Origin of the sequence: Streptosporangium amethystogenes subsp. fukuiense (assembly GCF_042665875.1) — a bacterium.
GTDB classification, from domain to species: Bacteria; Actinomycetota; Actinomycetes; order Streptosporangiales; family Streptosporangiaceae; genus Streptosporangium; species Streptosporangium fukuiense.
Genome location: NZ_JBHTEE010000001.1, coordinates 5,662,831 through 5,686,618 on the forward strand (window position 1 = coordinate 5,662,831; position 23,788 = coordinate 5,686,618).

The 23,788-nt window shown below is 70.4% G+C and carries 22 protein-coding genes; 8 read left to right on the forward strand and 14 right to left on the reverse strand.

Features of this window, described 5'->3' with window-relative positions:
• Positions 1-143 precede the first annotated feature (143 nt).
• The 5 genes from ACFQVD_RS24110 to ACFQVD_RS24130 all read right to left on the reverse strand — a co-directional run bounded on the left by ACFQVD_RS24110 (position 144) and on the right by ACFQVD_RS24130 (position 5,197).
• Positions 144-911: a CDP-alcohol phosphatidyltransferase family protein gene (locus tag ACFQVD_RS24110; RefSeq protein WP_343980387.1), complete on the reverse strand. Its 768-nt coding sequence runs from the start codon at positions 909-911 to the stop codon at positions 144-146.
• Positions 889-1,929, reverse strand: a complete 1,041-nt coding sequence (locus ACFQVD_RS24115) for an iron-containing alcohol dehydrogenase family protein (protein ID WP_030907485.1) — start codon at positions 1,927-1,929, stop codon at positions 889-891. Before ACFQVD_RS24115 ends, ACFQVD_RS24110 begins: the two co-directional genes overlap by 23 nt.
• A gap of 5 nt (positions 1,930-1,934) precedes the next feature.
• Positions 1,935-2,669, reverse strand: a complete 735-nt coding sequence (locus tag ACFQVD_RS24120) for a phosphocholine cytidylyltransferase family protein (RefSeq protein WP_030907488.1) — start codon at positions 2,667-2,669, stop codon at positions 1,935-1,937.
• Positions 2,670-2,775: 106 nt separating this feature from the next.
• Positions 2,776-3,399, reverse strand: a complete 624-nt coding sequence (locus ACFQVD_RS24125; RefSeq protein ID WP_343980393.1) for a DUF5941 domain-containing protein — start codon at positions 3,397-3,399, stop codon at positions 2,776-2,778.
• A 169-nt stretch (positions 3,400-3,568) separates the two neighbouring features.
• Entirely contained in the window at positions 3,569-5,197 is a 1,629-nt protein-coding gene (locus ACFQVD_RS24130; protein ID WP_364147282.1) for a CDP-alcohol phosphatidyltransferase family protein, read from the reverse strand.
• Between the two features lie 155 nt (positions 5,198-5,352).
• On the opposite strand from ACFQVD_RS24130, the gene ACFQVD_RS24135 reads away from it, so the two are divergent.
• The gene (locus ACFQVD_RS24135) at positions 5,353-6,705 is read left to right on the forward strand and encodes a bifunctional cytidylyltransferase/SDR family oxidoreductase (RefSeq protein ID WP_343981199.1); all 1,353 of its coding nucleotides are present in this window, start codon (positions 5,353-5,355) and stop codon (positions 6,703-6,705) included.
• 25 nt (positions 6,706-6,730) lie between these two features.
• Here the strand turns inward: ACFQVD_RS24135 and ACFQVD_RS24140 are convergent, their stop codons facing one another.
• The gene (locus tag ACFQVD_RS24140; protein ID WP_343981324.1) at positions 6,731-7,750 is read right to left on the reverse strand and encodes a glycosyltransferase family 2 protein; all 1,020 of its coding nucleotides are present in this window, start codon (positions 7,748-7,750) and stop codon (positions 6,731-6,733) included.
• A 66-nt stretch (positions 7,751-7,816) separates the two neighbouring features.
• Between ACFQVD_RS24140 and ACFQVD_RS24145 the strand changes: the two genes are divergently transcribed.
• The 3 genes from ACFQVD_RS24145 (at position 7,817) to ACFQVD_RS24155 (ending at position 10,494) form a co-directional block, all read left to right on the forward strand.
• Positions 7,817-9,319: an LCP family protein gene (locus ACFQVD_RS24145; RefSeq protein WP_343981202.1), complete on the forward strand. Its 1,503-nt coding sequence runs from the start codon at positions 7,817-7,819 to the stop codon at positions 9,317-9,319.
• A 57-nt stretch (positions 9,320-9,376) separates the two neighbouring features.
• The gene (locus ACFQVD_RS24150; RefSeq protein ID WP_343981205.1) at positions 9,377-9,745 is read left to right on the forward strand and encodes an STAS domain-containing protein; all 369 of its coding nucleotides are present in this window, start codon (positions 9,377-9,379) and stop codon (positions 9,743-9,745) included.
• 353 nt (positions 9,746-10,098) lie between these two features.
• Positions 10,099-10,494 (forward strand): STAS domain-containing protein, encoded by a 396-nt coding sequence (locus ACFQVD_RS24155; RefSeq protein WP_343981208.1) that lies wholly within the window; start codon positions 10,099-10,101, stop codon positions 10,492-10,494.
• A 67-nt stretch (positions 10,495-10,561) separates the two neighbouring features.
• Here ACFQVD_RS24155 and ACFQVD_RS24160 read toward each other — a convergent pair whose 3' ends face one another.
• From ACFQVD_RS24160 to ACFQVD_RS24175, 4 genes are all read right to left on the reverse strand, one after another.
• Complete coding sequence (locus tag ACFQVD_RS24160; RefSeq protein ID WP_343981212.1) at positions 10,562-11,593, reverse strand: LacI family DNA-binding transcriptional regulator; 1,032 nt, start codon at positions 11,591-11,593, stop codon at positions 10,562-10,564.
• A 59-nt stretch (positions 11,594-11,652) separates the two neighbouring features.
• Positions 11,653-11,883: a hypothetical protein gene (locus ACFQVD_RS24165; protein ID WP_343981215.1), complete on the reverse strand. Its 231-nt coding sequence runs from the start codon at positions 11,881-11,883 to the stop codon at positions 11,653-11,655.
• 111 nt (positions 11,884-11,994) lie between these two features.
• Positions 11,995-12,588 (reverse strand): DUF305 domain-containing protein, encoded by a 594-nt coding sequence (locus ACFQVD_RS24170; RefSeq protein ID WP_343981218.1) that lies wholly within the window; start codon positions 12,586-12,588, stop codon positions 11,995-11,997.
• A gap of 66 nt (positions 12,589-12,654) precedes the next feature.
• Positions 12,655-14,004, reverse strand: coding sequence for a DUF1996 domain-containing protein (locus ACFQVD_RS24175; RefSeq protein ID WP_343981222.1), 1,350 nt, complete (start codon positions 14,002-14,004; stop codon positions 12,655-12,657).
• A gap of 324 nt (positions 14,005-14,328) precedes the next feature.
• Here ACFQVD_RS24175 and ACFQVD_RS24180 point away from each other — a divergent pair, with 324 nt between their 5' ends.
• Positions 14,329-17,319, forward strand: coding sequence for a galactose-binding domain-containing protein (locus ACFQVD_RS24180; protein ID WP_343981225.1), 2,991 nt, complete (start codon positions 14,329-14,331; stop codon positions 17,317-17,319).
• 218 nt (positions 17,320-17,537) lie between these two features.
• The gene (locus ACFQVD_RS24185; protein ID WP_343981228.1) at positions 17,538-17,882 is read left to right on the forward strand and encodes a hypothetical protein; all 345 of its coding nucleotides are present in this window, start codon (positions 17,538-17,540) and stop codon (positions 17,880-17,882) included.
• 120 nt (positions 17,883-18,002) lie between these two features.
• On the opposite strand, the gene ACFQVD_RS24190 is transcribed toward ACFQVD_RS24185, so the two are convergent.
• A complete protein-coding gene (locus tag ACFQVD_RS24190) occupies positions 18,003-18,332 on the reverse strand; it encodes a hypothetical protein (protein ID WP_343981231.1) in 330 nt (109 codons plus the stop codon).
• Between the two features lie 356 nt (positions 18,333-18,688).
• Between ACFQVD_RS24190 and ACFQVD_RS24195 the strand changes: the two genes are divergently transcribed.
• Both ACFQVD_RS24195 and ACFQVD_RS24200 read left to right on the forward strand, forming a co-directional pair.
• Positions 18,689-19,642, forward strand: coding sequence for a rubrerythrin family protein (locus tag ACFQVD_RS24195; protein ID WP_343981234.1), 954 nt, complete (start codon positions 18,689-18,691; stop codon positions 19,640-19,642).
• Between the two features lie 145 nt (positions 19,643-19,787).
• Complete coding sequence (locus ACFQVD_RS24200; protein ID WP_343981237.1) at positions 19,788-20,267, forward strand: DUF2231 domain-containing protein; 480 nt, start codon at positions 19,788-19,790, stop codon at positions 20,265-20,267.
• A 130-nt stretch (positions 20,268-20,397) separates the two neighbouring features.
• Here the strand turns inward: ACFQVD_RS24200 and ACFQVD_RS24205 are convergent, their stop codons facing one another.
• The 3 genes from ACFQVD_RS24205 to ACFQVD_RS24215 form a co-directional block, all read right to left on the reverse strand.
• On the reverse strand, positions 20,398-21,057 hold the full coding sequence (locus ACFQVD_RS24205; protein ID WP_343981240.1) for an HNH endonuclease family protein: 660 nt from the start codon (positions 21,055-21,057) through the stop codon (positions 20,398-20,400).
• 93 nt (positions 21,058-21,150) lie between these two features.
• Entirely contained in the window at positions 21,151-22,089 is a 939-nt protein-coding gene (locus tag ACFQVD_RS24210) for a CPBP family intramembrane glutamic endopeptidase (protein WP_343981243.1), read from the reverse strand.
• A gap of 179 nt (positions 22,090-22,268) precedes the next feature.
• A complete protein-coding gene (locus ACFQVD_RS24215; RefSeq protein ID WP_343981246.1) occupies positions 22,269-23,783 on the reverse strand; it encodes a serine/threonine-protein kinase in 1,515 nt (504 codons plus the stop codon).
• Positions 23,784-23,788 lie beyond the last annotated feature (5 nt).

Here is a 23,788-nt window from a genome sequence, read left to right on the forward strand (position 1 = left end):
ACCGAGTCTGCTGGATCGGGCAATTCTGGCGGGGTCAATGCTTCCTTGTTTACCGGGAAACAAGCGTATCGGAACCGTCGGCGAACACCTGCCAAACAGTAAGGTGTTCGCACCTACGACGCGCCCGGACGCCATCCGGTTCCTCATGAAAGCCGCCTGGACGCCAGAATACTGATCAGATGCAGAATCATCTGCAGCACCGCGACGACCACGCAGGCCACCACGAGCACCCTCGTCGCGGCCGACCCTCCGTTGATCGCGTCCCAGATCGCCGCGACCACGACGAGGAGGGACAGCTCGACCGCCTGCACGATCCGGTGGAACCTCAGCGCCGCGGCGGCCTTACGCGCCAGGCCCAGACCGCGCGACTGGAAGTGCTCGGCCGAGGCCTCACTCGCCGCGACCAGCCCGGAGCGGGCGCGGGCCACGTCGACCAGGTCGGTCTCCGCCTTGATCAGAATGGCGCCGAGCGCGGCGGCGAAACCCGCCACGGTGTACCAGTCGGGCAGGATCTCCGACGCCCGGAACCCCAGCCCGATGAGCAGGGCGGCCTCGGCGAAGTAGTGGCCGACCCGGTCGAGGTAGACACCGGTGATGGAGGTGCGCCGGGTCCAGCGGGCCAGCTCGCCGTCGGAACAGTCGAGCAGCAGGTAGAGCTGGACCAGCAGTGCCGCCAGCACGGCGGCCCAGAGGCCGGGCAGCGCGAGCACCGCTCCGGCCAGCAGCCCGGTGAGGATCATCAGCCAGGTGGTCTGGTTGGGCGTGATCGGCGTCTTGGCGAGGAACCAGGTGACGTAGATCGACAACTTGCGCATGTAGAGCACGCCGGCCCAGTGCTCGCCGCTGTTGCGTTCCATGGTCGAGTGCGGCTGGGCCACCGCACGGAGCTCAGCGACCGACGGCCCGGACATAATCCTCCACCCGATCGCGAATCTCCGGTTCCGACAGACGCAGGTGCTCAAGGATCGTGTAGCGGCCGGGACGGGTGGCCGGCGCCAGCATGACCGCCTCGGTGAACTGGGCCGCGGTCAGCCCCACGTCGGTGGGGCTGACCGGCAGCTCATGCCCGCGCAGGCAGTCGACGACCTGGTTGAGCCTCCGTGAGTCCTCGCGGAGGAAGAAGCAGAACGCGGCACCTATCCCGGCGAGCTCGCCGTGGTTGGAGGTGCCGGGAAAAAGCTGATCCACGGCATGCAGGATCTCATGGTCTCCGCCACTCGAAGGACGGGAAGATCCGGCGACCACCATCGACATGCCCGACAGGATGAGCGCCTCGGCCAGCACGGTCAGGAACGCGTCGGCCTCGATCGAGTCGGCCCTGCCGATCACCGCCTCCGCCGCGGTGCGGGCCATCGCGCAGGCCAGGCCGTCGATCGGCTCGCCGCGCTCGCTCGCGCCGAGCTGCCAGTCCTCGATCGCCGAGAGGTTGCTGACCACGTCGCCGACCCCGGAACGGACCAGCGAGGCGGGCGCGTCGTGGACGAAATCGAGATCCACCATGATGGCCAGCGGCATGGGCACACCGAAGGAGCCCTTGCCGCCGTCATGCGTCAGCGAGGCCACCGGCGAGCAGATCCCGTCGTGCGACAGGTTCGTGGCCACCGCCACCATCGGGATCCCGGCCAGCGACGCGGCGTACTTGGTCACGTCGATGGTCTTGCCGCCGCCGATGCCCACGACCGCCTCGTACGCGCCCTTGCGCAGCTCGGCGCCGAGCGAGACCGCCTCGTCCACCGAGCCGTCGGGGACCCGGAAGAACCTGGCCTCGTCGAGTGAGGGAGCGATCACCGAGGTGATCCGGTCTCCCTGGCCCGGCCCCACCGCCACCGCCACCCGCCCGGAGGTCGCCACCCGGCTGTCCGCCAGCAACGATCCGAGCTGGGCGATCGCGCCCCGGCGCACCTCCATGGACAGGGGGGCCGGGAGCATCCTGGCTAGTATCGGCACGCGATCTCCCGCGCCTTGGCGAGGTCGTCGTGGTTGTCTACTTCGACCCACGGAACGTCGCCGATCGGGGCGACCGCGATCTTCTCGCCTCGGGCGACGAGCTCCTGGTAGCCGTCCTCGTAGTAGAGCTGCGGGTCGCGCTCGAAGGTGGCCTGGAGGGCGTCGGCGAGGCGCTCACCGATGCCGGGACGGATGAGCGTGGCGCCGATGTACTCACCGGCGGCCTCGGCCGGGTCCATCAGCTTGGTGATCAGCCGCAGGTGACGGCCGCCGTCGAGGGTGACCTTCATCTCCTCGTCGGCGAGCTTCTTGACGTCGTCGACCGCGAGCAGGATGTCGGTGGTCGCGGGCGCGGAGAGCAGCGTCTCCTCCACCGAGACGGGGTGCACCGTGTCACCGTTGACCAGGAGCACACCCTGGTCGAAGTAGTCGCGCGCGCACCACAGGGAGTAGGCGTTGTTCCACTCCTCGGCCTTGTCGTTGTGCACGAGGGTGAGCTTCACGCCGTGCCGCCGCTCCAGCTCGGCCTTGCGTTCGTGTACGGCCTGTGCCTGGTAGCCGACGATGACCACGACATCGCGGAGATCGGCCGCCGCGAGGTTGCGCAGCGAGATGTCCATGATCGTGGTGTCGCCGTCGACCGGCACGAGCGCCTTGGGCAGCGTGTCCGTGTACGGCCGCAGACGCCGTCCGGCCCCGGCGGCCAGCACCATTCCCAGCAACGCGCACTCCTCATTCGGGTGAGAGCCTCCCGGCGGGCACTCCTAGGCCCCAAAGGTTAGTTGCCTTCAGGCCCTGATCGTGTAATCGAGGGTTTGCCGGGCGTTCTCAATCGTGTGCGCCGAGGTCGGCCGCGTCCATCCCGAACCTCGGGGCGGCCAGCCAGCAGGTGATGCTCTCCCAGCCGAAAAGGCACCACAGGTACAGCGAGAGCAGCACGAACATCAGCGTGACCTGCCCGGCGAGGCCGCCGAGGGCGACCAGCAGCATCCTGCCGTCCCAGCCGAGGCCGGATGTGGCCAGCCAGGTCGGCGGGTAGACCCGCTGCCGGAGGCGGTAGACGACGTCGTAGTGATGGAAGGCCATCGCGCCGAGCAGCAGGAGGATCAACCACGGCGGCACGTCGTGCGCGAAACCCACCGAGGCCACGAAGCCGTACTCGGTGAGGCGCAGGATCGGCGGCACCAGCCAGTCGAGCCGGCCGTCGTGCGGGTGGGAGCTGCCCGGACCGGCGAGCAGCAGCGCCACCGCGGGGGCGAAGACCGCCGGCCCGTCGGTGCCGGCCACGCCGACCAGCAGCAGCACCCCGGTCACGAACATCCCGACGATGGCGGGCGGCAGCGGCGGTAGCTGCCCGGCGACCAGCGCGCCCATGGCCCTCGACGGCACCCCGTCGTCCCGGTAGGCGACCACGGCACTACGCGGCACCGGCGCCATATGCACAGAAACCATGATCACATCCGTTCTTCCAGCCGCCCCGCGGAAATCCCGACCGTTCCTGCCCGCCCCGCGACGGACACCGCCTGCCCCCTGGCAGGCCGACTCGGCGGGAGCCGCCGCCCCGGGCTCTTCCGTCCCGTGGCGGGTCCACCCCGCCCTGCCGCCCGCCCGTCGTCTCCGGTCACCGGCTCAACGACCTGCCCATCCGGCCCGCGAGGGTGTAGGTCGCGGCGATCCCGCCCCAGACCAGCAGCGCGACGAAGGTCACCCGGGCGTTGAAGAGGGCGGCGGTCACCGCGATCAGAGCCATCCGCTCTCCGATGGGCAGCACGATGATCTTCTTGAACCAGCGGGTGGGGGACGCCTTCTCCATGGTCCGCGAGAGCCGCACGATCGCGTTGCCCATGCCCGGCCCGCCGCCGTCCCCGGCCGCTCTCCCGGTGTCCTGCCCGGCCCCGCCGTCCGCGGCCCGCACGGCACCGGCACCCGCCGGCGCGGCTCGCCGCTCCGGCTCGCGGAGCGGCACCGGCCGTCTGGCGTCGTCGGCCGGGTCGCCCAGCGAGCCCGGTGTCCTGGCCCAGGCCGCGCCCACCCGGGCCGCGTCGCCGCGCGCCCCCGCGTACGAGAAATCGATCATGTGCCGGAGTAGTTGCAGGATCATCGCGGCCACCGCGAGCCCCCAGATGCCGTCGGGTCCGCCGCCGGTGGCGTCCAGCCCGGCCGCGTACCCGAAGGCGAGGCCCACGTAGACGGCGTACTCCTTGACCCGGTCGAAGGTGGCGTCCAGCCAGGCCCCGAACGGTGAGAAGGCACGGGTGTAGCGGGCGAGCTGGCCGTCGACGCAGTCGAGCACGAACGACAGGTAGAGCAGTACCGCCCCGGCGATCAGAGCCTGCCGGGTGCCCGTGGAGAACCAGATCGCGGCGAGCGCGGCCAGGCCGACGGACATGCCGGTGATCGCGTTCGGCGTCAGGCCGAGTCCGGCGGCGAGCTTCACCAGGTGTCTGGACCAGGAGCTCACCCCGTACGTGGCGAAGAAGCCGTCGTTGGTCTTGACCGCGCCGTCCAGCCGGGCCTCGGCCTCGTCGACCTCCGCCAGCCTCGGCACCGCCGAGTCCACGTCCGCCTGCTCGACCATCCGGTCGCCGTGCAGCCGGCCGAGCCCGGCCGCGCGCACCGGGACACCGGCGCGGACCAGGCCGACCAGGAGCAGCTGCGGGGCCTCGCCGCCCTCCATCGGGCCGAAGCCGCCCGCCTCGGCGAGCTCGGCGAGCGCCTCGGCGGCCTCGGCGAGGCGCGTCAGGTCGGACACGCCCACCTGGAGCGCGCCCCTGAAGGTGCCACCCGCCTCGCCCACCTCGTGGAAGGAGGTGCCCGCGGCCACCACGTTCCCGCCGTCGATCCTGACCGGCGGGCGTGACGGCCCCGGCGCGGCCCCGTCGGCCTCGCTCACCAGTGCGCGGGTGTCACGGGCCGGATGCTCGGTGAGCATGGCCAGCGCCTCGGTGTGCGCCACCAGGTCACCGGCGACCAGCAGCACGGGGCCGATGGACGAGCGGGCCACCTTCGCCACCCTGCGCAGGTCGTCGGCGAGCCCCCGTGACCCCTCGGCCCCGATCATGTGGGTGCCGCCGGGCGCGTGGATGATGTCGCTGGAGCGGGCCACCAGGTGCACCTCACGCACCGAGAGTGTGGCAAGCTGTCCGGTCAGCCTGTCGAGTAGCGTTCCGGCGGGACAGCGCAGCGCGGACGCCTCGGTGGTGGCGAGCACGACCGCGGCCGTCTGGGAGGTGGCGTGAGAGTCAGGCAATCCGGGCTCCTTCGTATCCGACGGGATCACCGTACGAATCGGGGAGTGCGCACTCAGGGTAGCTAGATCTTGACGGGATAGCACGGGAGCGCGCCGGACGATCAGGTACGCACCCATTACGCTCGCCATATCCGAACTGTCAAAGGAATCTGGTCTTGGCCGAACGTGAACCGCGTCTTCGAACCGTCGGAGTGGTCCTGGCAGGCGGCGTCGGCCGGCGCGTCGGCCTCGGCACCCCCAAGCAGCTGCTGGAGGTGGCGGGCCGGACGATCCTGGAGCACACCCTCGCCCTGTTCGAGGAGGCACCGGAGATCGACGAGGTCATCGTGCTGATGGCGCCCGGCTTCACCGGGGAGGTGGAGCGGATCGTCGAGCGGAACGGCTTCGCGAAGGTCTCTCAGGTCCTGGAGGGCGGCCAGAGCCGCCCGGAGACCACCTGGCGGGCGCTGCGGGCCCTGGGGCCGCGGGAGTGCGACGTGCTGCTGCACGACGCCGTGCGCCCGCTGGCGGACAGGAGGATCATCGCCGACTGCGTCGAGGCGCTGAGGACCTGCTCGGCCGTCGAGGTGGCGATCCCGAGCTCCGACACGATCGTGGTGACCTCGCAGGGGCCGGACGGGGAGATCGTCCGTGACGTCCCCGACCGCGCCACCCTGCGCCGCGTCCAGACCCCGCAGTGCTTCCGGCTCTCGGTGATCCGCGAGGCGTACCAGCGGGCCTTCGCCGACCCCGGCTTCGGCGACCGGCCGCCCACCGACGACTGCGGCGTGCTGCTGCGCTACCTGCCCGAGGTGCCGATCCACGTGGTGACCGGCAGCGAGCGGAACATGAAGGTCACCCACCCGGTGGACCTCCTCATCGCCGACACGCTCCTGCGGCTCGCCGCGAGCGACGTTCCCGCCGCCTCGGCCCTCGCCCTGCGCGAGGCGATGGAGGGCAGGACCGTGGTGGTCTTCGGCGCGGGCGCCGAGGTGGCGGAGCTGGCCGGAGAGTACGGCGCCCGCGTGTTCCGCTTCCCCGGGCCGTCCGGCCTCCCCGGGGCGCTCGAAGGGGTGCGCGTCGAGGACCCCGGCGCCGTGGCCGACGCGCTCGCCCACGCCGCCAAGGAGGCGGGCGGGATCGACTACGTGGTCAACGCCCCCGGAGCCGCGCCCTCTGGCCGGCTCGACGCGGTGGACGACACCGCGATCGCCGAGAGCGTGAACGTGCACCACCTGGGCCCGGTCAACATCGCCAGGGCCGCCCTCCCCCATCTTCGCGAGACCCGGGGCCATCTGCTGTTCCACGCCCCCGCCCGGGTCGAGGGCGCCGATGACGGCCTGCGCTCCGCCGCGGGTGCCGCGGTGGCCGGTCTGACCCGGGCGCTGGCGGGGGAATGGGCCTGCTGCGGGGTGCGGGTCAACTGCGTCGTCCCCGGGCGGAGCGACGCCCCGCGCACCGTCGCCCGCACCTCGCTGGACGTGCTCGCCTCCGGTGTCACCGGTCAGGTGGTCGACGCCCGCCCCTGACCGGTTCCCGCCTCGGTGAAGTGGGTCAGCCCGGCTTGCCGAGCCTTCTCGGACTGGTCAGAAAACCCCAGCCCCACGACATGTGCATGGTGACGTAGACCAGCGGCAGCCGGATGAGCGCCTGAGCCGGTAGGCCGCTGCCGGTGACCGCGGAGCCGGCCAGGATCGCCGCCAGGTAGCCGCCGGGGATCAGCAGGCCCGGCCAGAGGAAGGGGGAGACCACCAGGCCGGCGAGGATGGCCAGCACGGCCAGCGGCGGCGCCAGGTAGCGCAGGTTGATCGTGCCCTCGTGGGTGCGGGCGACCACCCTGCGCCAGCGTCCGTAGTGGAAGTACTGCTTGGCGAGGGCCTTGAGGTTGGGCCTCGGCCGGTAGGAGACGCGCATCCGGGGCTGGAACCAGACCAGGCCGCCCGTCTCGCGGATGCGGTGGTTCATCTCCCAGTCCTGGGCCCGCTGGAAGTGCTCGTCGTAACCGCCGACCCGCTCCAGCGCCTCCCGGCGGAACACGCCGAGGTAGACCGTGTCGGCCGGGCCCGCGGTGCCGCCGGTGTGGAACCTGGCGCCGCCGACACCGATCTTGGAGGTCATCGCGCGGGCCACGGCCTGCTCGAACGGCGTGACGCCCTCGGCGGCCATGATGCCGCCCACGTTGTCCGCGCCGGTCTCCTCAAGGGTCTCGACCGCGACCCGGAGGTAGTCGTCGGGGAGCATCGCGTGGCCGTCCACCCTGGCGATGATCTTGTTGCTCGACGCGGCGATGGCGGCGTTGAGCGCGTTGGGAGTGCGGCCCGTGGGGTTGGGGACCACGATCACACGGGGGTCGGCGGTGGCGATCTCGTCGGCGACTTCCTGGGTGCGGTCGCGGGAGGGGCCGATCGCGAGGACGACCTCGATCGGTCCTTCGTACCGCTGCGACAACACCTGGCGCACCGCCTCCCGCAGATGGCGCTCCTCGTTCAGCACCGGGATGACGATGGAGATCGGAGGCCAGACACGTGTCTCGGAAGACGACGCCGGCGCGGGCGAGTCGGGGAACTGCTTCATGGCGTCGCTCACGCTACTGTACGAACGGGTACCTCATCGACCCAGCAGGAGCCTAGGGGGCCATGCATGCGTGACCCGCATGAGGATTCGGGTGTGCACGTGGGCGGCGACGCCTACGGCAGCGTCCGATTGAACCCGAGACGTGACCGCAGGTCAGCCAGGGGTGCCCGCACCAGGCGACGCGGTCTCGTCATCGCGGGCACGCTCTCGTGCCTGGTCCTGGGCAGCTCCGGAGTGACCTGGGCGCTGACGAACTACGCGACGACAAAGATCAAGTCGGTCGACGCGGGGCTGCAGGAGTCGCGGCCGAGCACCGGCGCGATGAACATCCTGGTGGTCGGCGTCGACAGGCGCGACGATCTCACCCGCAAGCAGCAGAACCAGCTCAAGCTGGGCCGCGAGAGCGGCGAGCGCACCGACACCATGATGGTGATCCACCTGTCGGAGGACCACCGCAGGGTCACCGTGGTCAGCCTCCCCCGCGACACCTGGACGACGATCCCCGGCAAGGGCCAGCACAAGATCAACGCGGCCTACCAGCTCGGCGGCCCGAAGCTCGCGACACGCACGGTGCAGGCGGCCACCGGCCTGACCCTCCACCACTACGTCGAGGTCAACGTGCTCGGCTTTATCAACGTGGTCGACGCGCTCGGCGGCATCTCGGTCTGCACACCGGTCCCGATCAACGACCCGAAGACCGCGCTCAACCTGGAGCCGGGCACCTACTCCTTCGACGGCGTCAAGGCCCTCTCCTACGCCCGCACCCGCGCCACCGCCCGCTCCGACCTGGACCGCATCGACCGCCAGCAACAGGTGATCTCCGCGCTGCTGAACCAGGCACTGAGCGGCGACACGCTCACCAACCCGATCAGGCTGGCCTCTTTCGTCGACACCGCCCTCGACACGGTCCGGGTGGACGACGCGCTCCGCAAGGACCTGCTCGGCCTGGCCGACCAGCTCAAGGACGTCTCCACGGACGACGTGGCCTTCGCCACGGTCCCGCTCGCCGACGTCGACTACCGGACGCCGACCGGCGAGTCCGCGGTGCTCTGGGACAAGGATGCGGCCAAGGATCTGTTCCGCCGGATCGCCGCCGACGAGACGCTCGTCAAACCGACCAAACCCGCCAAGTCCACACCCACCCCGAGCGCCTCGGCCTCCCCCTCGGCTCCCGCGCTGACCGTACCGCCCGCGCGGATCTCCCTCCGGGTTCTCAACGGCACCACGATCAAGGGGCTGGGCGCGCAGACCAGGGCCGAGCTGCAGAAGGTCGGATTCCTGGTGCCGGAGACGGCCGGCAACACCCCGCAGAAGGGCTTCGAGAGGACGGTCGTCCGGTACGGCCCGGGCCGCGAGGACTCGGCGCGCACCGTCGCCGCCGCGCTGCCCGGCGCGGAGTCGCGCCAGGTGGAGAGCCTCGGTGACGCGATCGAGGTGGTCGTCGGCCTGAAACACGAGCCGCCGAAGAAGGTCACCGTGAAGGAGCCGGCCGCACCGGCGACTCCGACCGCCTCCCCTTCGGCGACCCCGGCGGCGAGGACGGCCACGGAGAACATCTGCAAAAAGTGACTTATACGCATAACAATCTTCGGCCAGGGCAGTCAGCGAGGCACGGAGGTGATGACCGTGATCTCAACATTCGACGTTCAGACATGGCGCAGCGGCCCCTGCGCGGTCGTGCGGGCGACAGGCGAGCTTGACCTGGCCGTCGCTCCCCGGCTGCGCGCGGAGATCGACCGCGTCCTGGACGGCGCCGGCGTCCCGGGCCTGGTGGTCGACCTGACCAAGGTGCCGTTCTGCGACTCGGTGGGGCTGGGCGTCCTGGTGGGCACCCTCACCCGGCTCAGGGAGGCCCACTGCCGCCTCATCCTGGTGGTGGGCCCCGGCATGATCACCCACCTGCTGACGATCACCAATCTCGACCGGCACTTCGAGGTACGCGGCAGCCTGCGCGAGGCGCTGGACGCGCTGGCCCCAAGCCACTCGCCGAACTGAATCACCCCAGCTCAGAGCACCTTTCCCAGCCGAATCACCGCCCTCTTCGCCAACTCTCGCACCACCGCCCCAACCCTTTTCGAGCCCTCCGGCCGAGGGCCGGCACGCGCCACCCGCAAACTGTTTCCTCGAATAGCTGGCACATATACGGGTAGGCATCTACACTTCGCTTCGAAGCTACACGATCACGGAAAGCGATGGTTCGCACCGTTAGGGAGTATCGTGGCTTCAGATCGTCCATCCTTCTTCGCGCCGGGCAAGACGCGACCTGGAGGACGAGCTGAGGCCGGACGTCAGAGTGACACTCCCCGGCCGGATACGTACATTCACGTGAGCCTGCAGGGAAGTGGGCGATGAACGCACTTCAACTCACGAGCGAACACGCGAGCGGCTTCGTGGTCATCACGGTGGCCGGCGAGCTCGACCTGGCCACCAGGCCGGAACTGTCCGACCGCGTACAGGAAGCCATCGACGCCTGCCACGGCACGGTCATCATCGACCTCTCCGGGGTCACCTTCATCGACGCCTGCGGCCTGAGCTCGCTGATCGGCATCAAGCGGTACGCGCGCGAGCACGACACCCCGCTGCTCCTGGCCGGAGCGCCACCCGTGGTCCTCAAGCTGCTGAAGCTCACCCATCTCGATGCCTCCTTCACGGTGATCTCCCGCTCGGAGACGATGGGCCCCCCGCCGAGCCGCCCCCAGCACGCACCGCCCGCCCAGGCGATCACCCCCCTCGCCGACCGGTAGGCGGCCCCGCCATACCGGCGGAGGCGGGCTACCACGGCCGCCTCCGCCGGTGTGGCGGTCTCCAGGGTCAGGCCGACTCCCTGACCACCAGGGTCGGTTCGAAGATCCGTGAGGTCACCGGGTGGTCCGGCCGCTCGATATGGGCCAGCAGCAGCCGTCCCATCTCGGCGGCCATGTCCTCGACGGGATGGCGGACCGTGGTGAGCGGCGGGCGGCAGACCAGCGCCGCACTGCTGTCGTCGAAGCCCACCATGGCCACGTCGTCGGGCACCCGGCGCCCGTGGTGGCGCAGCACCAGCAGGGCACCCTGGGCCATCAGGTCGTTGGCCGCGAAGACGCCGTCGATGTCGGGGTGCTCGGCGAGCAGCCGCTCCATCGCCGCCTCGCCACTGGCAAGCGTGAAGTTGCCCTCGACACAGGGAATGTAGGGATGGCCGTGGACGGCCATCGCCTCCTGGAAGCCCGCCAGGCGGTCCTGGCCGGCCGGGACGTCGAGCGGGCCGGAGACGGTCGCCAGCCGGCGGCAGCCCCGGGCGACGAGATGGTCGGCGGCCAGCTTGCCCCCGGCCCGGTGCGCGACGTCGACGTAGCTGATCGGGATCGGCCTGACCGGCCTGGCGAAGAGCACGGTGGGCAGCGCGGCCTCGGCGAGCAGTCCGGGCAGCGTGTCCTCGGCACTGATGGATACCAGGATGGCCCCGTCGGCGTTGCCCTGGCGCAGGTAGGCGATGACCTGGTCGCGGCTCTCCGGGGTGTCGGCGAACATCAGGATCGGGTGGATGCCCAGCGGGCGCAGGAAACCGACGACGCCTCCGGCCACCCGCCCGAAGAACGGGTCGGCGAAGACATGGCCGGGGAACGGGTTCTCCTCGTCGCCGCCGGCCCCTGAGACGATCAGGGCGATCGCCCCCGTCCGCCGGGTGACCAGCGAGCGCGCCGCCTGGTTGGGCACGTAGCCGGTGCGGGCGATCGCCTGCCTGACCTTCTCCTGGATCGCGAGATCGACGTTGCGAATTCCGTTGATCACGCGCGAGACCGTGGCCCGGGAGACCCCCGCCGCCCGTGCCACATCCTCCAGTGTGGGGGGTGCCGACACCATCGCCTCTCCTTAAGCGTGGAGACCCCCGGCCTCAGCTGTGGGAGTACGTCGATAAGCTTTTATAGCACAACGAGAGAGCGCTCTCCCGAGGGCTTCCGCAGGGCCGGCGCCTGCTCACCGGCGAGGACCCCGACGCTCAACGGCAGGTCGGCGGCCGAGCGTCCGGCGAGCACCGCGAAGGCGCCCTCCTCAGTCCGCCAGGCCGTGGTGCTCGGCAGACCAGTGCTGGAAGGCCCGCGCCGGGATGTCCACCGCTTCTCCACCAGTCGGTCGAGCTCGTCGATGCTCACCTGGTTTCCCTTCGCTGTTGGAGATCACTTCCGGAGAGCGCTCTCCAATACGTCATGCCGCCGGCGCATGGTAAATGTCCGAAAACGGTGGCCCCGACGGCGGGGATCCGGTCAGCGGATGCCGTCGAGCAGGTCGCGCTGCGCGGCGCGGGTCCGCTCGACGGCGGCGGCCAGAGCCCTCGTCCCCTCGTCGGCACCCGCGGCCTGCTCGGAGCGGGCGACCGCGGCCGACTGGTCGAGGTGCTCGCGCAGGCGGTCGGCGAAGAGCCGGTCGAAGGCCGGGCCGGTGGCCTTCCTCAGCGCCGCCAGGTCGGCGGCGGTGGCCATACCCGGCATGTCATGCCCTTCGTGCACGTTCGTCGCGGGCAGCCCGGTACGTCCCAGTGTCTCCCTGAGGCGTTCGAGCTCGGCCAGATGGGCCTTCCTGATCCGGGCGGCCAGCCGCCGCACCGCCGGGTCGTGCCCGCGTTCGGCACCGAGGTCGAGCAGGGGCAGCGTCCGCTCGTCCATCGGGATCATCAACTGGAGCCACGCGGTGTCCGTGGTGTTGAAACCGGCCGCCGGCGTGGCGGCCGGGGCGGTGGAGACGATCGGGGCCGGGGATTCATGTCGGTGGCCCGGCGCGGCCGCCGGGGAGTGGGCACCGCAGCCTGCGACCGGGCCGGACACGAGGAGCAGGGTGAGAATCGCGCCGGCACGTCTCATCTGGGCCTTTCCTGTCAGGGGCGGGTGCCGGGCCCCGGCCGCCGGGCCGGGACCTGGCGTTCGCGGTCAGGGGAGCTCGAAGTTCTCCGTGAGGGCGGCGCCGCGGTGCGGCTTGTACAGGTCGTAGCCACGCGGGTTGCACTGGAGACCACCGTTGATGCAGTGGGTCACCAGTGCGTCGAGAATGGCGGGGCTGTCCCAGGCGTTGAAGAAGTCGTAGTGCCAGGTGTAGCCGCGGCCGCTGGCCAGCCGCGCCTGTGACAGGTCACCGCTCGCGGGGAAGGCGATCTTGAACTCCAGCATCGGCACCGCCACCGGGTGGCCGGCCGGGCAGTAGCCGTCGACGGGATAGGACATGTGGCTCTTGTGGTCGGGGCTGTCCAGGTTGACGCCGTCCCAGCAGCTCGGCGACTGGTAGCGGACGTTCACCTGGCTGCCCGCCACGCAGGAGGTCGGGATGTCCCAGCTGTGGGAGAGGTCGCCGCACTCGAAGCCCTCGACGGTGCCGGGAGAGTCGCGGAACTCCGCCAGCGTCGCGGTCGGGCTGCCGACGACGAAGCGCAGACCCTGCGGGAAGGGCTGCACCTGCCAGTAGTCGAGGATGCCGGACTTGTAGTAGATGACCTGGTCGCCGGTCGGCCGGACCAGCTGGTCGCCCTTGTAGAAGCTCGGGAACCAGTAGGCCGACCTGTCGTGCGGGTTGGTGCACGAGGTACCGCCGCCGAGGAGCGAGGAGGCCGTGCTGCTCGCGTTGGTCGTGTTGTTGCCGACGAAGGTGTGCATGTGCGAGGCGCCGGGCAGGCCGGGGTAGACGATCGGGTCGTCCGGCCGGTCCGCCGTCCAGGAGCAGTTGGCCTGGAACTCGTGGTGGGTCACCTCGTCGGTGAACGTCGGCTTCGGCCTCGGGGTGCTCCCGGCGCCGCCGGTGCCGTACACCTTGAACTCCCAGAGGGAGTAGCCGTATCCGGTGCCCCGGGCGGTGCCGTACATCCGCACGTAGCGGCCGGAGCCGGAGACAGCGAGGGTCTGGGTGCCGCCGGTGCCGGCGGTGGTCGAGTAGACGTCGGTCCAGGACATGCCGTTGCCGGAGACCTGGATCTTGAACGCCCTGCCGTAGGCGCCCTCCCAGTTGAGAACCACCTGGGAGACGGTCGCGGTGGCACCGAGGTCCACCTGGAGCCACTGCGGGTCGGCGGCGGCGCTGGACCACCGGGTCCCGTCGCTGCCGTCGAAGGCGGCTCCGGCACCGTACCCGCCTCCCTCGGTGGAGGAGGCGGTCGCGGGCCGGCCCTGCGAGAGCAGGGCGTCCGCCGCGGCGGCCGGGGCGATGATCGCCAGACCGGCCGCGACCAGCGCGGTGAGCGTGGCGACGACCAGTCCCAGGCGGAGCCTGACCGGGCTTCGGGATGGGTGCATTGCCTCTCCTTCTGTGGGGGGTGGCCGTCGGAAACGGCGGCACGGAGAGCGCTCTCCTATGAGGTTGATCCCTTTTGTTGCGGATTGTCAAGGCGGGATGGCAGCCAACCCGAAGCCCGTCGTTCATGTTCGTGACACATGGAGTGCGTCCCCTGCGGCCCCCGAGAGGGCGTCTCGGCCGGGGGCAGGTTTCCGACGGCGCGTTTCGGGCTCACGCGAGGAAGGACCTTGACACCGCTCGATCTCCGGCAGCACCCTCGGTTACGGAGAGCGCTCTCCCCCCTGCCGTGTCGACGGCAGGCATCCCCTTTCTGAGGAGAGATCGTGCATCCAGCTCGTGGTTCGGGCCGATTCCGGTCAGCTCTGGTCATCGCCGCCCTCGCGGCCCTGGTCGTCTCCGGTCTGGCGCTCGTCAGTCCTGCGGCGGCGGCCGACACCCTGCTGTCACAGGGCAGGACGGCGACCGCCTCGTCGTCCGAGGGCGCCGCCTACGAGGCGGCGGCGGCGGTCGACGGCAACCTGACGGGCACCCGGTGGTCCAGCGCGTTCAGCGATCCGCAGTGGCTCCAGGTGGACCTCGGCGCCACCGCCACGATCAGCCGTGCCGTGCTGACCTGGGAGGCCGCGTACGGCAGGGCGTTCAAGCTCCAGGTCTCCGGCAACGGCATGTCCTGGACCGACGTCTACTCGACCACCACCGGCACCGGCGGCACCCAGACCCTGGACGTGACCAGCACCGGCCGCTACGTGCGGATGTACGGCACCGCCCGGGGCACCGGCTACGGCTACTCGCTCTGGGAGTTCCAGATCTACGGCAGCACCGGCGGCCCCGAGCAGCCCGGCACCTGGACCGAGGTGTGGAAGGACGACTTCGACGGAGCGGCCGGCACCTCCCCCTCGGCCGCCGACTGGATCCTGCGCACCGGCACCTCCTATCCCGGCGGCGCCGCGAACTGGGGCACCGGCGAGGTCGAGACCATGAGCGCCGGGACGGCCAACGTCTTCCTCGACGGCGCCGGCAACCTGAACATCAGGGCGATCAAGGACGGCGCGGGCAACTGGACCTCGGGCCGGATCGAGACCCAGCGCACCGACTTCGAGCCCAGGCCCGGCGAGATGCTCAGGTTCAGCGCCCGGCTCAAGCAGCCCGACGTCGCGAACGCCCTCGGCTACTGGCCGGGCTTCCGGGCGACCGGCGCCGCCTACCGCGGCGACTACAACAACTGGCCCTCGGTCGGCGAGACCGACATCATGACCGGCGTCAACGGCCGCGACCAGCTGGCCAACACCCTGCACTGCGGCACCGCCCCCGAGGGCGTGTGCAACGAGTACGACGGCCGCACCAGCGGTTTCGCCACCTGCGACGGCTGCCAGAGCGGCTACCACGAGTACACCCAGGTCGTCGACCGCACCAGGACCGACGAGGAGATCCGCTTCTACCTCGACGGCAGGCAGACCTGGGTCGTGCGCCAGAGCCAGGTCGGCGTCGCCGCCTGGAAGGCCGCCCTGCACCACGGCTTCTACCTCCGCCTCGACCTGGCCATCGGCGGCTCGCTGCCCAACGCGCTCGCGGGCGTCACCACACCGACCGCCGCCACCACCTCGGGCGGCGTGCTGAGTGTGGACCGGGTCTCGGTCTCCAGGCAGACCGGCACCGTCCCCGCCGCCATGACCGACCCGGTGACCCCGGCCGGCCCGAGCACGGTCAGGGTGACCGGCTCGCAGGGCAACTGGCAGCTCCAGGTGAACGGTTCGCCGTATGTGATCAAGGGCCTGACCTACGGCCCGCCGCAGGCCGCGGCCGACGGCTACATGCGCGACCTCGCGGCCATGGGCGTCAACACGATCCGTACCTGGGGCGTCGACGACACCCACACCCCGGCCCTGCTGGATCGGGCCGCCCGGCAGGGCATCAAGGTCATCGTCGGGCACTGGCTCAACCAGGGCGCCGACTACGTCAACGACACCGCGTACAAGACCAGCGTGAAGAACGAGATCGTCGCCCGGGTCAACGCCCTCAAGGGCCGCCAGGGCGTGCTCATGTGGGACGTCGGCAACGAGGTCATCCTCACCATGCAGGACCACGGCCTGCCGGCCGACCTGGTCGAGCAGCGACGGGTGGCGTACGCCAAGTTCGTCAACGAGGTGGCGGAGGCGATCCACGCCGCCGACCCCGGCCACCCGGTCACCTCCACCGACGCCTACACCCACGCCTGGACCTACTACAGGGCCCACTCCCCCGCCCTCGACCTGCTCGCGGTCAACTCCTACGGCGCCATCCACACGGTCAGGCAGGACTGGGTCAGCGGCGGGTACACCAAGCCGTACATCGTCACCGAGGCGGGACCGGACGGCGAGTGGGAGGTTCCAAACGACGTCAACGGCGTGCCCGACGAGCCGACCGACCTGCGGAAGCGGGATCAGTACACCGCCTCCTGGAACGCGGTCAGGGGCCACCCGGGCGTCGCGCTCGGTGCCACCGAGTTCCACTACGGTCTGGAGAACGACTTCGGCGGGGTGTGGCTCAACACCACCACCGGCGGCTGGCGCCGGCACGGCTACCACGCGCTCAAGGCGGCCTACACCGGGCAGCCCTCGGCGAACACGCCCCCGGAGATCACCTCGATGACCGTCGGCTCGCAGACCGCGGTCCAGGCCGGCAAGCCCTTCACCGTCGAGGTCGCCGCCTCCGACCCGGACAACGACCTGATCCGTCACAACCTGATGTTCAGCGACAAGCACGTCAACGGCAACCGCGGCTTCCACCACGTCAGGTTCACCCAGACCGGCCCCGGCAGGTTCTCGGTGACCGCGCCGGAGCGGATGGGCGTGTGGAAGGTGTACGTGTACGCCTTCGACGGGCACGGCAACGTCGGCATCGAGCAACGTTCCTTCCGCGTGGTCCCGCCGGCGGTCGCCGGAACCAACGTGGCGCTCGGCAAGCCGACCACCGCCTCCAGCTACCAGGCGACCGGCGACGGCGGCCCGTTCACCCCCGGCCGGGCGACCGACGGCGACTTCTCGACCCGCTGGGCCAGCGAGTGGGCCGACCCGCAGTGGATCCAGGTGGACCTCGGCGCGACCACCGCCATCAGGCACGTCCGACTCGGCTGGGAGGACGCGTACGGCAAGGCGTACCAGATCCAGACCTCGGCCAACGGCTCGACCTGGAGCAACGCCTACTCGACCACGACCGGCGACGGCGGGTTCGACTCCATCGACCTCACCGCGTCGGCCAGATACGTCCGGGTGAACCTCACCCAGCGCGGCACCGCGTACGGCCACTCCCTCTGGGAGTTCGGCGTCTACAGCTAGCCCACCCACGGGCAGGAGGCACCCCCGCCTCCTGCCCGCCGGCGAGGCACGGCGGGTTCGGCGGACGACTCAAGGGTGATTTCGGTGCCGTTCACCAGATCGGCTCAATGGGGGATTCGTCGGCCGATCACCGCCGACCGGCGGTGGATATGCTGGCCGTGTCGGGAAGATCGGCGCCCGATATTCGAGATGACCTTGCCGGTTACAGGGAGTGACTAATGGCACGCTCGGTGGCTGTCGCCTGGACAGGAGCGGTTGTCGCCGCCCTCCTGCTGACCGGTTGCTCCTCGGACCAGCTGGGCGATCGCGGTGGGAAGGAGAACGCGGCGCCTGACAGGGTCGGCGACGTCGACTACATCGAGGTCTTCCGCAACGCCGACAACTTCCCCAACGTCGCCCGGATCTGTGTCGAGGGCCTGGCCTTCGCCAGCACGTCGAGCGGGGCACGCGGCGAGAGCGGTGTCGCCAACCCGGCACTGCTCCGCATCCCCGAGTGGGACGCCAAGTGCGCCGAGTACTCGAAAACCCCTCCGTCGCCCAAGCCGAGTTCCTCCCCGGGCTGACCCGGGATCCGTCACGCGACTCTGACCCGCCGACCGGTCGTGACGGGCACGCTCGCCGGGAAACCCGCGCGGCCCCGCCGCTCTCGGCGGGTGAACAGGCGCCGGCGACCGGGCGCGGCCCTACGAGGTCTGTTCCTGCCGCTCGTCACCGGTGTCGAAGTAGGTGCTGAGATACTCCTCCGGTTCGAGATCGCTGTCCCGGAGGAGGGAGAAGACCTCCGTGCCCGGCTCGATCACGTCGTCTGACAGCCGGTACGCCTGCGCCAGTCCCAGATACTCGAACGCGGTACCGGTGGCGTACCTCGCGGCCTCGCGCTCCGCCATGACAATGGCCTCGTCGAACGAACCGGCCCTCCACAGGGTGACCCGTTCCTCATAGGTGTCGTGTGGCGCCCCCCAGCGGAAAACACATCGAACCGCGTACCAGCCGGTGTCAGGCATCTCGATCACACCGTAATGATGCCGGATAACGGGCATCATTCGATCTTCGGCGGAACAGCGGGCGGCCGACTCCTCCCGCCCGCCCCGCACCGGAGAAGTTCACCCCCCGGCACTCCTCACCTGTCTGGAAGCCGCCCTGGGCCGGACCGGCGCCCAGACCCGCACCGTGGGCCCTGAATCGGTACGGGAACGCGGCCGACCTCTGTATCCGGGGACATCCGGGGGCACAGGACATGCTTTACGTTGACCGCATAAGCATTACGCAGTTATGCCGCGATGGGTCGTTATCGATCACTTCACCAGGTTAGATACTCGATGAAGGCCAGCAGATGTCCACGCACACTCCGACTGGCGGAGGTCGAGGCATGATCCCCTTCCCGGTACGCGCGCTCATGACCGGCGCGTTCACGATCGCACTGAGCACTCCCGTAAGCGGCGCGCTCGCCGCCTCGGCCGTACCGGCGGGCACCTCCGCCGGCACGGTGGACGCACCGAGCCCGCAAACCCGCGCGGACCTGGCGCAGTCGATGCGGGGTGAGGCGTTCGCCAACGCCTCCTACCGGCTCTACGCGGCGCAGGCCCAGCGGGAGGGGCTGCCGTCGGTGGCCCGTCTGTTCGAGCGCACGGCCGATGTGGAGCTGGGCGAGCATTTCAAGGAGGGGGCCGCCCTGAGCGGCCTGGTGGGCGACGACGCCGCGAACCTGCGTACCGCGATGGCCGGTGAGACGTACGAGTCCCAGAAGTTGTATCCCGGGTTCGCGCGGCAGGCCAGGGCCGACGGTGAAAGCACGGCGGCCACCCTCTTCTCCGAGATCTCCCGTGACGAAGGGGGGCACGCGCGGGCGTTCGGCACCGCGCTGCGCGCCGTCGAATCCGGCCAGGGAAACGTCCCCGCACCGCCGAAGGCCAAGCCGGTGCAGGTCCCGCAGGGTCCGCCGAAAGTCCACGCGCAGCAGACCAAGACCAACCTGGACACGGCCATGCACGGTGAGGCACTCGCGTACGCCAAGTACCAGCAGTACGCCGAGCACTCCAAGAACCCGGCCGTGGCGAAGCTGTTCCGGGGCAGCGCCGATGTGGAACTGCACGAGCACTTCGCCGACACGGCAGACATGGCCGGGTTTGTCGGGACGACCCGCGCCAACCTGACCAAGGCCATCGCCGGCGAGCGGTACGAGTCCCAGACCATGTACCCGACCTTCGCCAAACGCGCCAAGGCGGCGGGCGACAACCAGGCGGCCGCGCTCTTCTCGAACAACGCCGAAGACGAGGCCGGGCACGCCCGCGCCTTCCAGCAGGCGCTGGACCGGCTGCCCTGAGCGGGCCGTGACCGGCTTGCCCGAGGGGGCACAGGACTGTCCGGGCGATGCCGTACGCGTACACGCCGTCACTGCTCCCGGCCTCGCCGCCTTCTCCCCAGCCGCGATCACCCGTGCTTCGGGCCGGGCAAGACAGGGAGCGAACATGTTCTTCGGTCTACCTCTGCATCCACTGGTCGTCCACGCCGTCGTGGTGTGCGTGCCGCTCGCGGCGCTCGGCACGATCCTGATGGCGTTCTGGCCGGCCGCGGCACGCCGGTTGTGGCCGGCGGTGCTGTTCGTCGCCACCATCGCACTGGCCGCCGTGCCGCTGTCGACCAGCAGCGGCGAGACGCTTGAGGAGAAGGTCGGAGAGAGCGCGCTCGTCGAAGCCCACGCGGAGCAGAGCGAGCAGGTGCTGCCGTTCGTCATCGTGCTCTGGCTCGCGACCCTGGGTATCTCCCTGAGGGCCCGTCTCATGGGACACAGCGCGCGGTCGCGTACGGAGCGCACCGGCCCCCGATCGCGGTGGCATGCCGTAACGGTGGTCGCCCTGGCGGCCCTCGCCCTGATCGGCGGCGTCGTAGGCACCATCGAGGTGGTGCGTGCCGGCCACAGTGGCGCCCAGGCCGTCTGGACCAAGTAACCGAAGATGGCGTGACCGGCCTCGGGGAGCGGGTTCACGGTCGAGTGCGGGATGTACTCCCGGCAGAACTCCCCTGGCATCTTCACGACGTGCTCCAGGCGGAGTTCCGTCCAAGGAACACCGGCAAACGCTAGCTTCGGCAGGTGCGGAGCATGTTGAGCAGGGCCACCTTCTCCTTGCGGGTCACGAAGAGCCGGTAGTGGCGCTTCACGGTGATCCATGAGGTCGCGTACCGGCACCAGTGGGCGCGGCGTTGCGGGCGCCAGCCCTGCGGGCCTTTGCCGCCTTTGGCGATGTTGGCGGAGTGGCTGACGGTGAGCAGTTCGGGGCGGATCAGGTCGTTGGCGAAGGCGCGCCGCTTGGCCTGGCTCCATCGTTTGGCGCCCGAGCGCCAGGCATAGGCGAGCGGCACCACGTGGTCGACGTCCACGTACTTCTCGCTCTTCAGCCACTTGCCGTCGTACGGGCTGTACCAGAGCCCCTTGACCGGGTGGCAGGCCGCGTCGCGGCGTACGTTCCGCCCGTCGCGGGCCAGGACCAGCTCCCGCGTGCTGCACCTGCCCTTGCGGTGCGCCGATCGGGGCTGGAACCGCTCGCGGCTGTAGCCCCGGATGGACAGGGGCCTGGCGACCTTGAGCTGAGCCAGCATGCGCCGGGCGAGGGCCGTGGCCTCTGCCGATGATCGCTCGCGCGGTTCGGCCGCCGCCTGCGGGGTGGCGAGGGCGGAGGTGATCGGGGTGAGTACGAGGGTGAGTACGGCGACGTGGGCTGTCCGCCTCAGGAAGATCATGGCTTTACCTATACCCGACGACGGCCCCGACCCCCGGCAGCCGGCGGAAGCGGCCGGACCCGGCCGGGGCGCCGACGCACTGCGACATGTCGTTCAGCTCTGACGGGCGACCTCCGGTACGGGTTCCTCGGTTTCCTCGGTCGGACGGTAGCCGAGGCGGCCACGGGTCGCGGCGAGCACCACGATCGCCGCCGTGGTGCCCGCCAGCAGGGTGACCTGGGACGCCTGCTCGGCGGTGGCGATCGACGGGAACATGTCCGCGTAGCCGATCGACATGAAGTTGTTGACGCCGACGTGCAGCAGCATGACCAGCGGCAGGCTCTGGCCGGTCCGGTTGAACACCCAGGTGACGATCACGCTGAAGACGCAGCAGAAGGCGACGAACTCACCGACCCTCATCCAGGTGACGTCCGGCCACCCGCCCCACTCGCTCAGGAACAGCGGCATGTGCCAGAGGCCCCACAGCGGGCCGAGGACGAGGGTGCCGCCCAGCGGGCCGAACCTGCGCTGCATGCGGGGCAGCGCGAAGTCACGCCAGCCGGGCTCCTCCGCCAGACCGGTGGTGACCATCTGGATCAGCAGGCTCGGCAGGTAGGCCGCCAGCACGGCGACAGGCGGCAGGTGGATGTCGCCCTCGGACACCGCGAGACCGGTGACGATGATGACGGCGGGAACGCCGACGAGGGTCACGAGGTACCAGACCCAGCCGACCCGCCACTTCGTCATCCGCCCGACCCAGCGACGGACACCTTCCCTGCCGTCCGCGACCGCGGTCACGATGAACGCGGCGAGGATGGGTCCGAGATAGGCGCCGGGGAGAACGCCGGCGAACTGCGTGGTGCCGAGCAGCGAGGGGAACGTGAAGTCCCACACCCCCAGGCCGGTCGCCGAGAGAATGTAGGGGACCCAGGCGACCCAGCTCATCAGGTTGGCCAGGACGAAGAAACTGATCAGTGGACGGCTACGGATGAAACCCCGGAACCCGGTCCGACTCGGATATCGCCCGACACTCGGCCGGCTGTTGACTGCCATTTCATCTTCCCCTTGGCGGAGCTTGACTGACAGCGATCAGCACACCAGGAGCGGGCCCTTCCGGTCGTTCCCGCGTACACCCCAACGGGGGTACAGCCAGGGGTACCGAGGGGAGAACGTGCAGCTCAGAGCGTTGGCCAGGAGAGGGCGAGCAGGCCGTACGGGCCAGAAAACGGTCTTCAGCCGTGCCCGCGACCTGATGTTCCTCTGCTCTGTACGGCCCGCAGCGTGAGCATGCCGCCCAGCAGCATGAGCCAGGCACCGAGCGTGAACCTGGTGAGCAGGAGAACCACGATCATCAGGACCTTGAAGGTACGCCCCGTCGGCCCCGGCATCAGGTCCACGAAGTGACCGACGGTCTCCACCGACATCAGCAGGCCGCCGATCCCGCCGAGCACCGCGACGAAGGCGTTCAGCCGCCACAGCAGGAGTGCGGCCGCCGCGACCACCACGCCCAGCAGGACGGCGGGGACGATCGCGACCAGCACCTCGGGCAGGTCGTCCTCGGCGCCCAGGACGAGCCCCCAGAACAGGAAGAGCAGTGCCAGCGGGATCACGAGCGCCATGCTGATCGCCGAGGCCACACTGTGCCGCCACACCGCCGCGCAGAAGGCGGGAACCACCGGGATCAGGCAGCCCATGCTGACCATGATCCACACAGGCAGGCTCAGCAGGTACCTGTGGCCCTCGAAGACCCACCCCGCGAGGAAGTCCAGCCCCTGGGCGAACAGGGTCAGTGCGAGCAGGGTCATCAGGACCAGCGCCACCACGGAGGCGACCGGCTGCGGGGCATGGGAGTGAGCCCGGCTCCCCGTTGCCTGCGATCCCGGGCCGGGCAGCAGCAACGTCCCGGACCGCGGGGGCGCCGGGCGGTCCGGCGCGGGCCACGATCCGGCCGCGGCCCCCGGCCCCTGCCTTGTCAGCAGGCCCAGCAACTCCTCGGTGCCGGGCCGGGCCGCCGGGTCCTTGGCCAGGCAGCGCGCGAGCAGCGGCCGCAACCCCTCCGGCACCCCGGACAGATTTGGCTCGGTGGTCAGGATGGCGTGCATCAGGGCGGGCATCGTGTCCCCCGTGAACGCCTGCTGCCCGGTGGCCGCGAACACCATCGTGCCGGCCCAGCTGAACAGGTCCGCCGCCGGCCCGACCACCCCCGCGAACTGCTCGGGCGCCATGAACGCGGGCGTCCCCATCACACTGCTGGTGGCGGTCTGGTCCAGCGCCCTGGCGATCCCGAAGTCGATCACGACCGGCCCCTCGGCCCCCATGATCACATTGCTCGGTTTGAAGTCCCGGTGCACGATCCCGGCCCGGTGGATGGCGGCCAGCGCGGTCAAGGTGGTCACCGCCAGCCGTTCCAGCCCGCTGCCGAACCGCACCCCCTCGCCTCTCACCAGCCGCTCCAGCGAGGGCCCGGCGACGAACTCGCTCACGATGTACGGTCGGCCGTCGGCGACCCCGACGTCCAGCACCCGAGCCGTGCAGAACGGCGCCACCCGCCGCGCCGCCTCCGCTTCCCGGATGAACCGCCGATGCGTCTCCGCATCCTCCATCCGCGCGTGCAGCACCTTCACCGCGACCTTCGCCCCGGCGGCGTCCTGCCCCAGATACACCGACCCCTGCCCGCCTCGGCCGAGTACACCGCTCAGCCGGAAGGCGTTGATCTGACCCGGATCCGCAGGCGCGAGAGGCAGCACGAAAT

Coding starts and splice junctions, on each gene's coding strand:
- ACFQVD_RS24160 (WP_343981212.1), bottom strand. CDS start 11,593: ATGGTGTCGGCACCCCCCACACTGGAGGATGTGGCACGGGCGGCGGGG.
- ACFQVD_RS24140 (WP_343981324.1), bottom strand. CDS start 7,750: ATGAAGCAGTTCCCCGACTCGCCCGCGCCGGCGTCGTCTTCCGAGACA.
- ACFQVD_RS24185 (WP_343981228.1), top strand. CDS start 17,538: ATGGCACGCTCGGTGGCTGTCGCCTGGACAGGAGCGGTTGTCGCCGCC.
- ACFQVD_RS24170 (WP_343981218.1), bottom strand. CDS start 12,588: ATGAGACGTGCCGGCGCGATTCTCACCCTGCTCCTCGTGTCCGGCCCG.
- ACFQVD_RS24210 (WP_343981243.1), bottom strand. CDS start 22,089: ATGGCAGTCAACAGCCGGCCGAGTGTCGGGCGATATCCGAGTCGGACC.
- ACFQVD_RS24110 (WP_343980387.1), bottom strand. CDS start 911: ATGTCCGGGCCGTCGGTCGCTGAGCTCCGTGCGGTGGCCCAGCCGCAC.
- ACFQVD_RS24195 (WP_343981234.1), top strand. CDS start 18,689: ATGATCCCCTTCCCGGTACGCGCGCTCATGACCGGCGCGTTCACGATC.
- ACFQVD_RS24115 (WP_030907485.1), bottom strand. CDS start 1,929: ATGCTCCCGGCCCCCCTGTCCATGGAGGTGCGCCGGGGCGCGATCGCC.
- ACFQVD_RS24125 (WP_343980393.1), bottom strand. CDS start 3,399: ATGGTTTCTGTGCATATGGCGCCGGTGCCGCGTAGTGCCGTGGTCGCC.
- ACFQVD_RS24200 (WP_343981237.1), top strand. CDS start 19,788: ATGTTCTTCGGTCTACCTCTGCATCCACTGGTCGTCCACGCCGTCGTG.
- ACFQVD_RS24145 (WP_343981202.1), top strand. CDS start 7,817: ATGCGTGACCCGCATGAGGATTCGGGTGTGCACGTGGGCGGCGACGCC.
- ACFQVD_RS24155 (WP_343981208.1), top strand. CDS start 10,099: ATGAACGCACTTCAACTCACGAGCGAACACGCGAGCGGCTTCGTGGTC.
- ACFQVD_RS24205 (WP_343981240.1), bottom strand. CDS start 21,057: ATGATCTTCCTGAGGCGGACAGCCCACGTCGCCGTACTCACCCTCGTA.
- ACFQVD_RS24175 (WP_343981222.1), bottom strand. CDS start 14,004: ATGCACCCATCCCGAAGCCCGGTCAGGCTCCGCCTGGGACTGGTCGTC.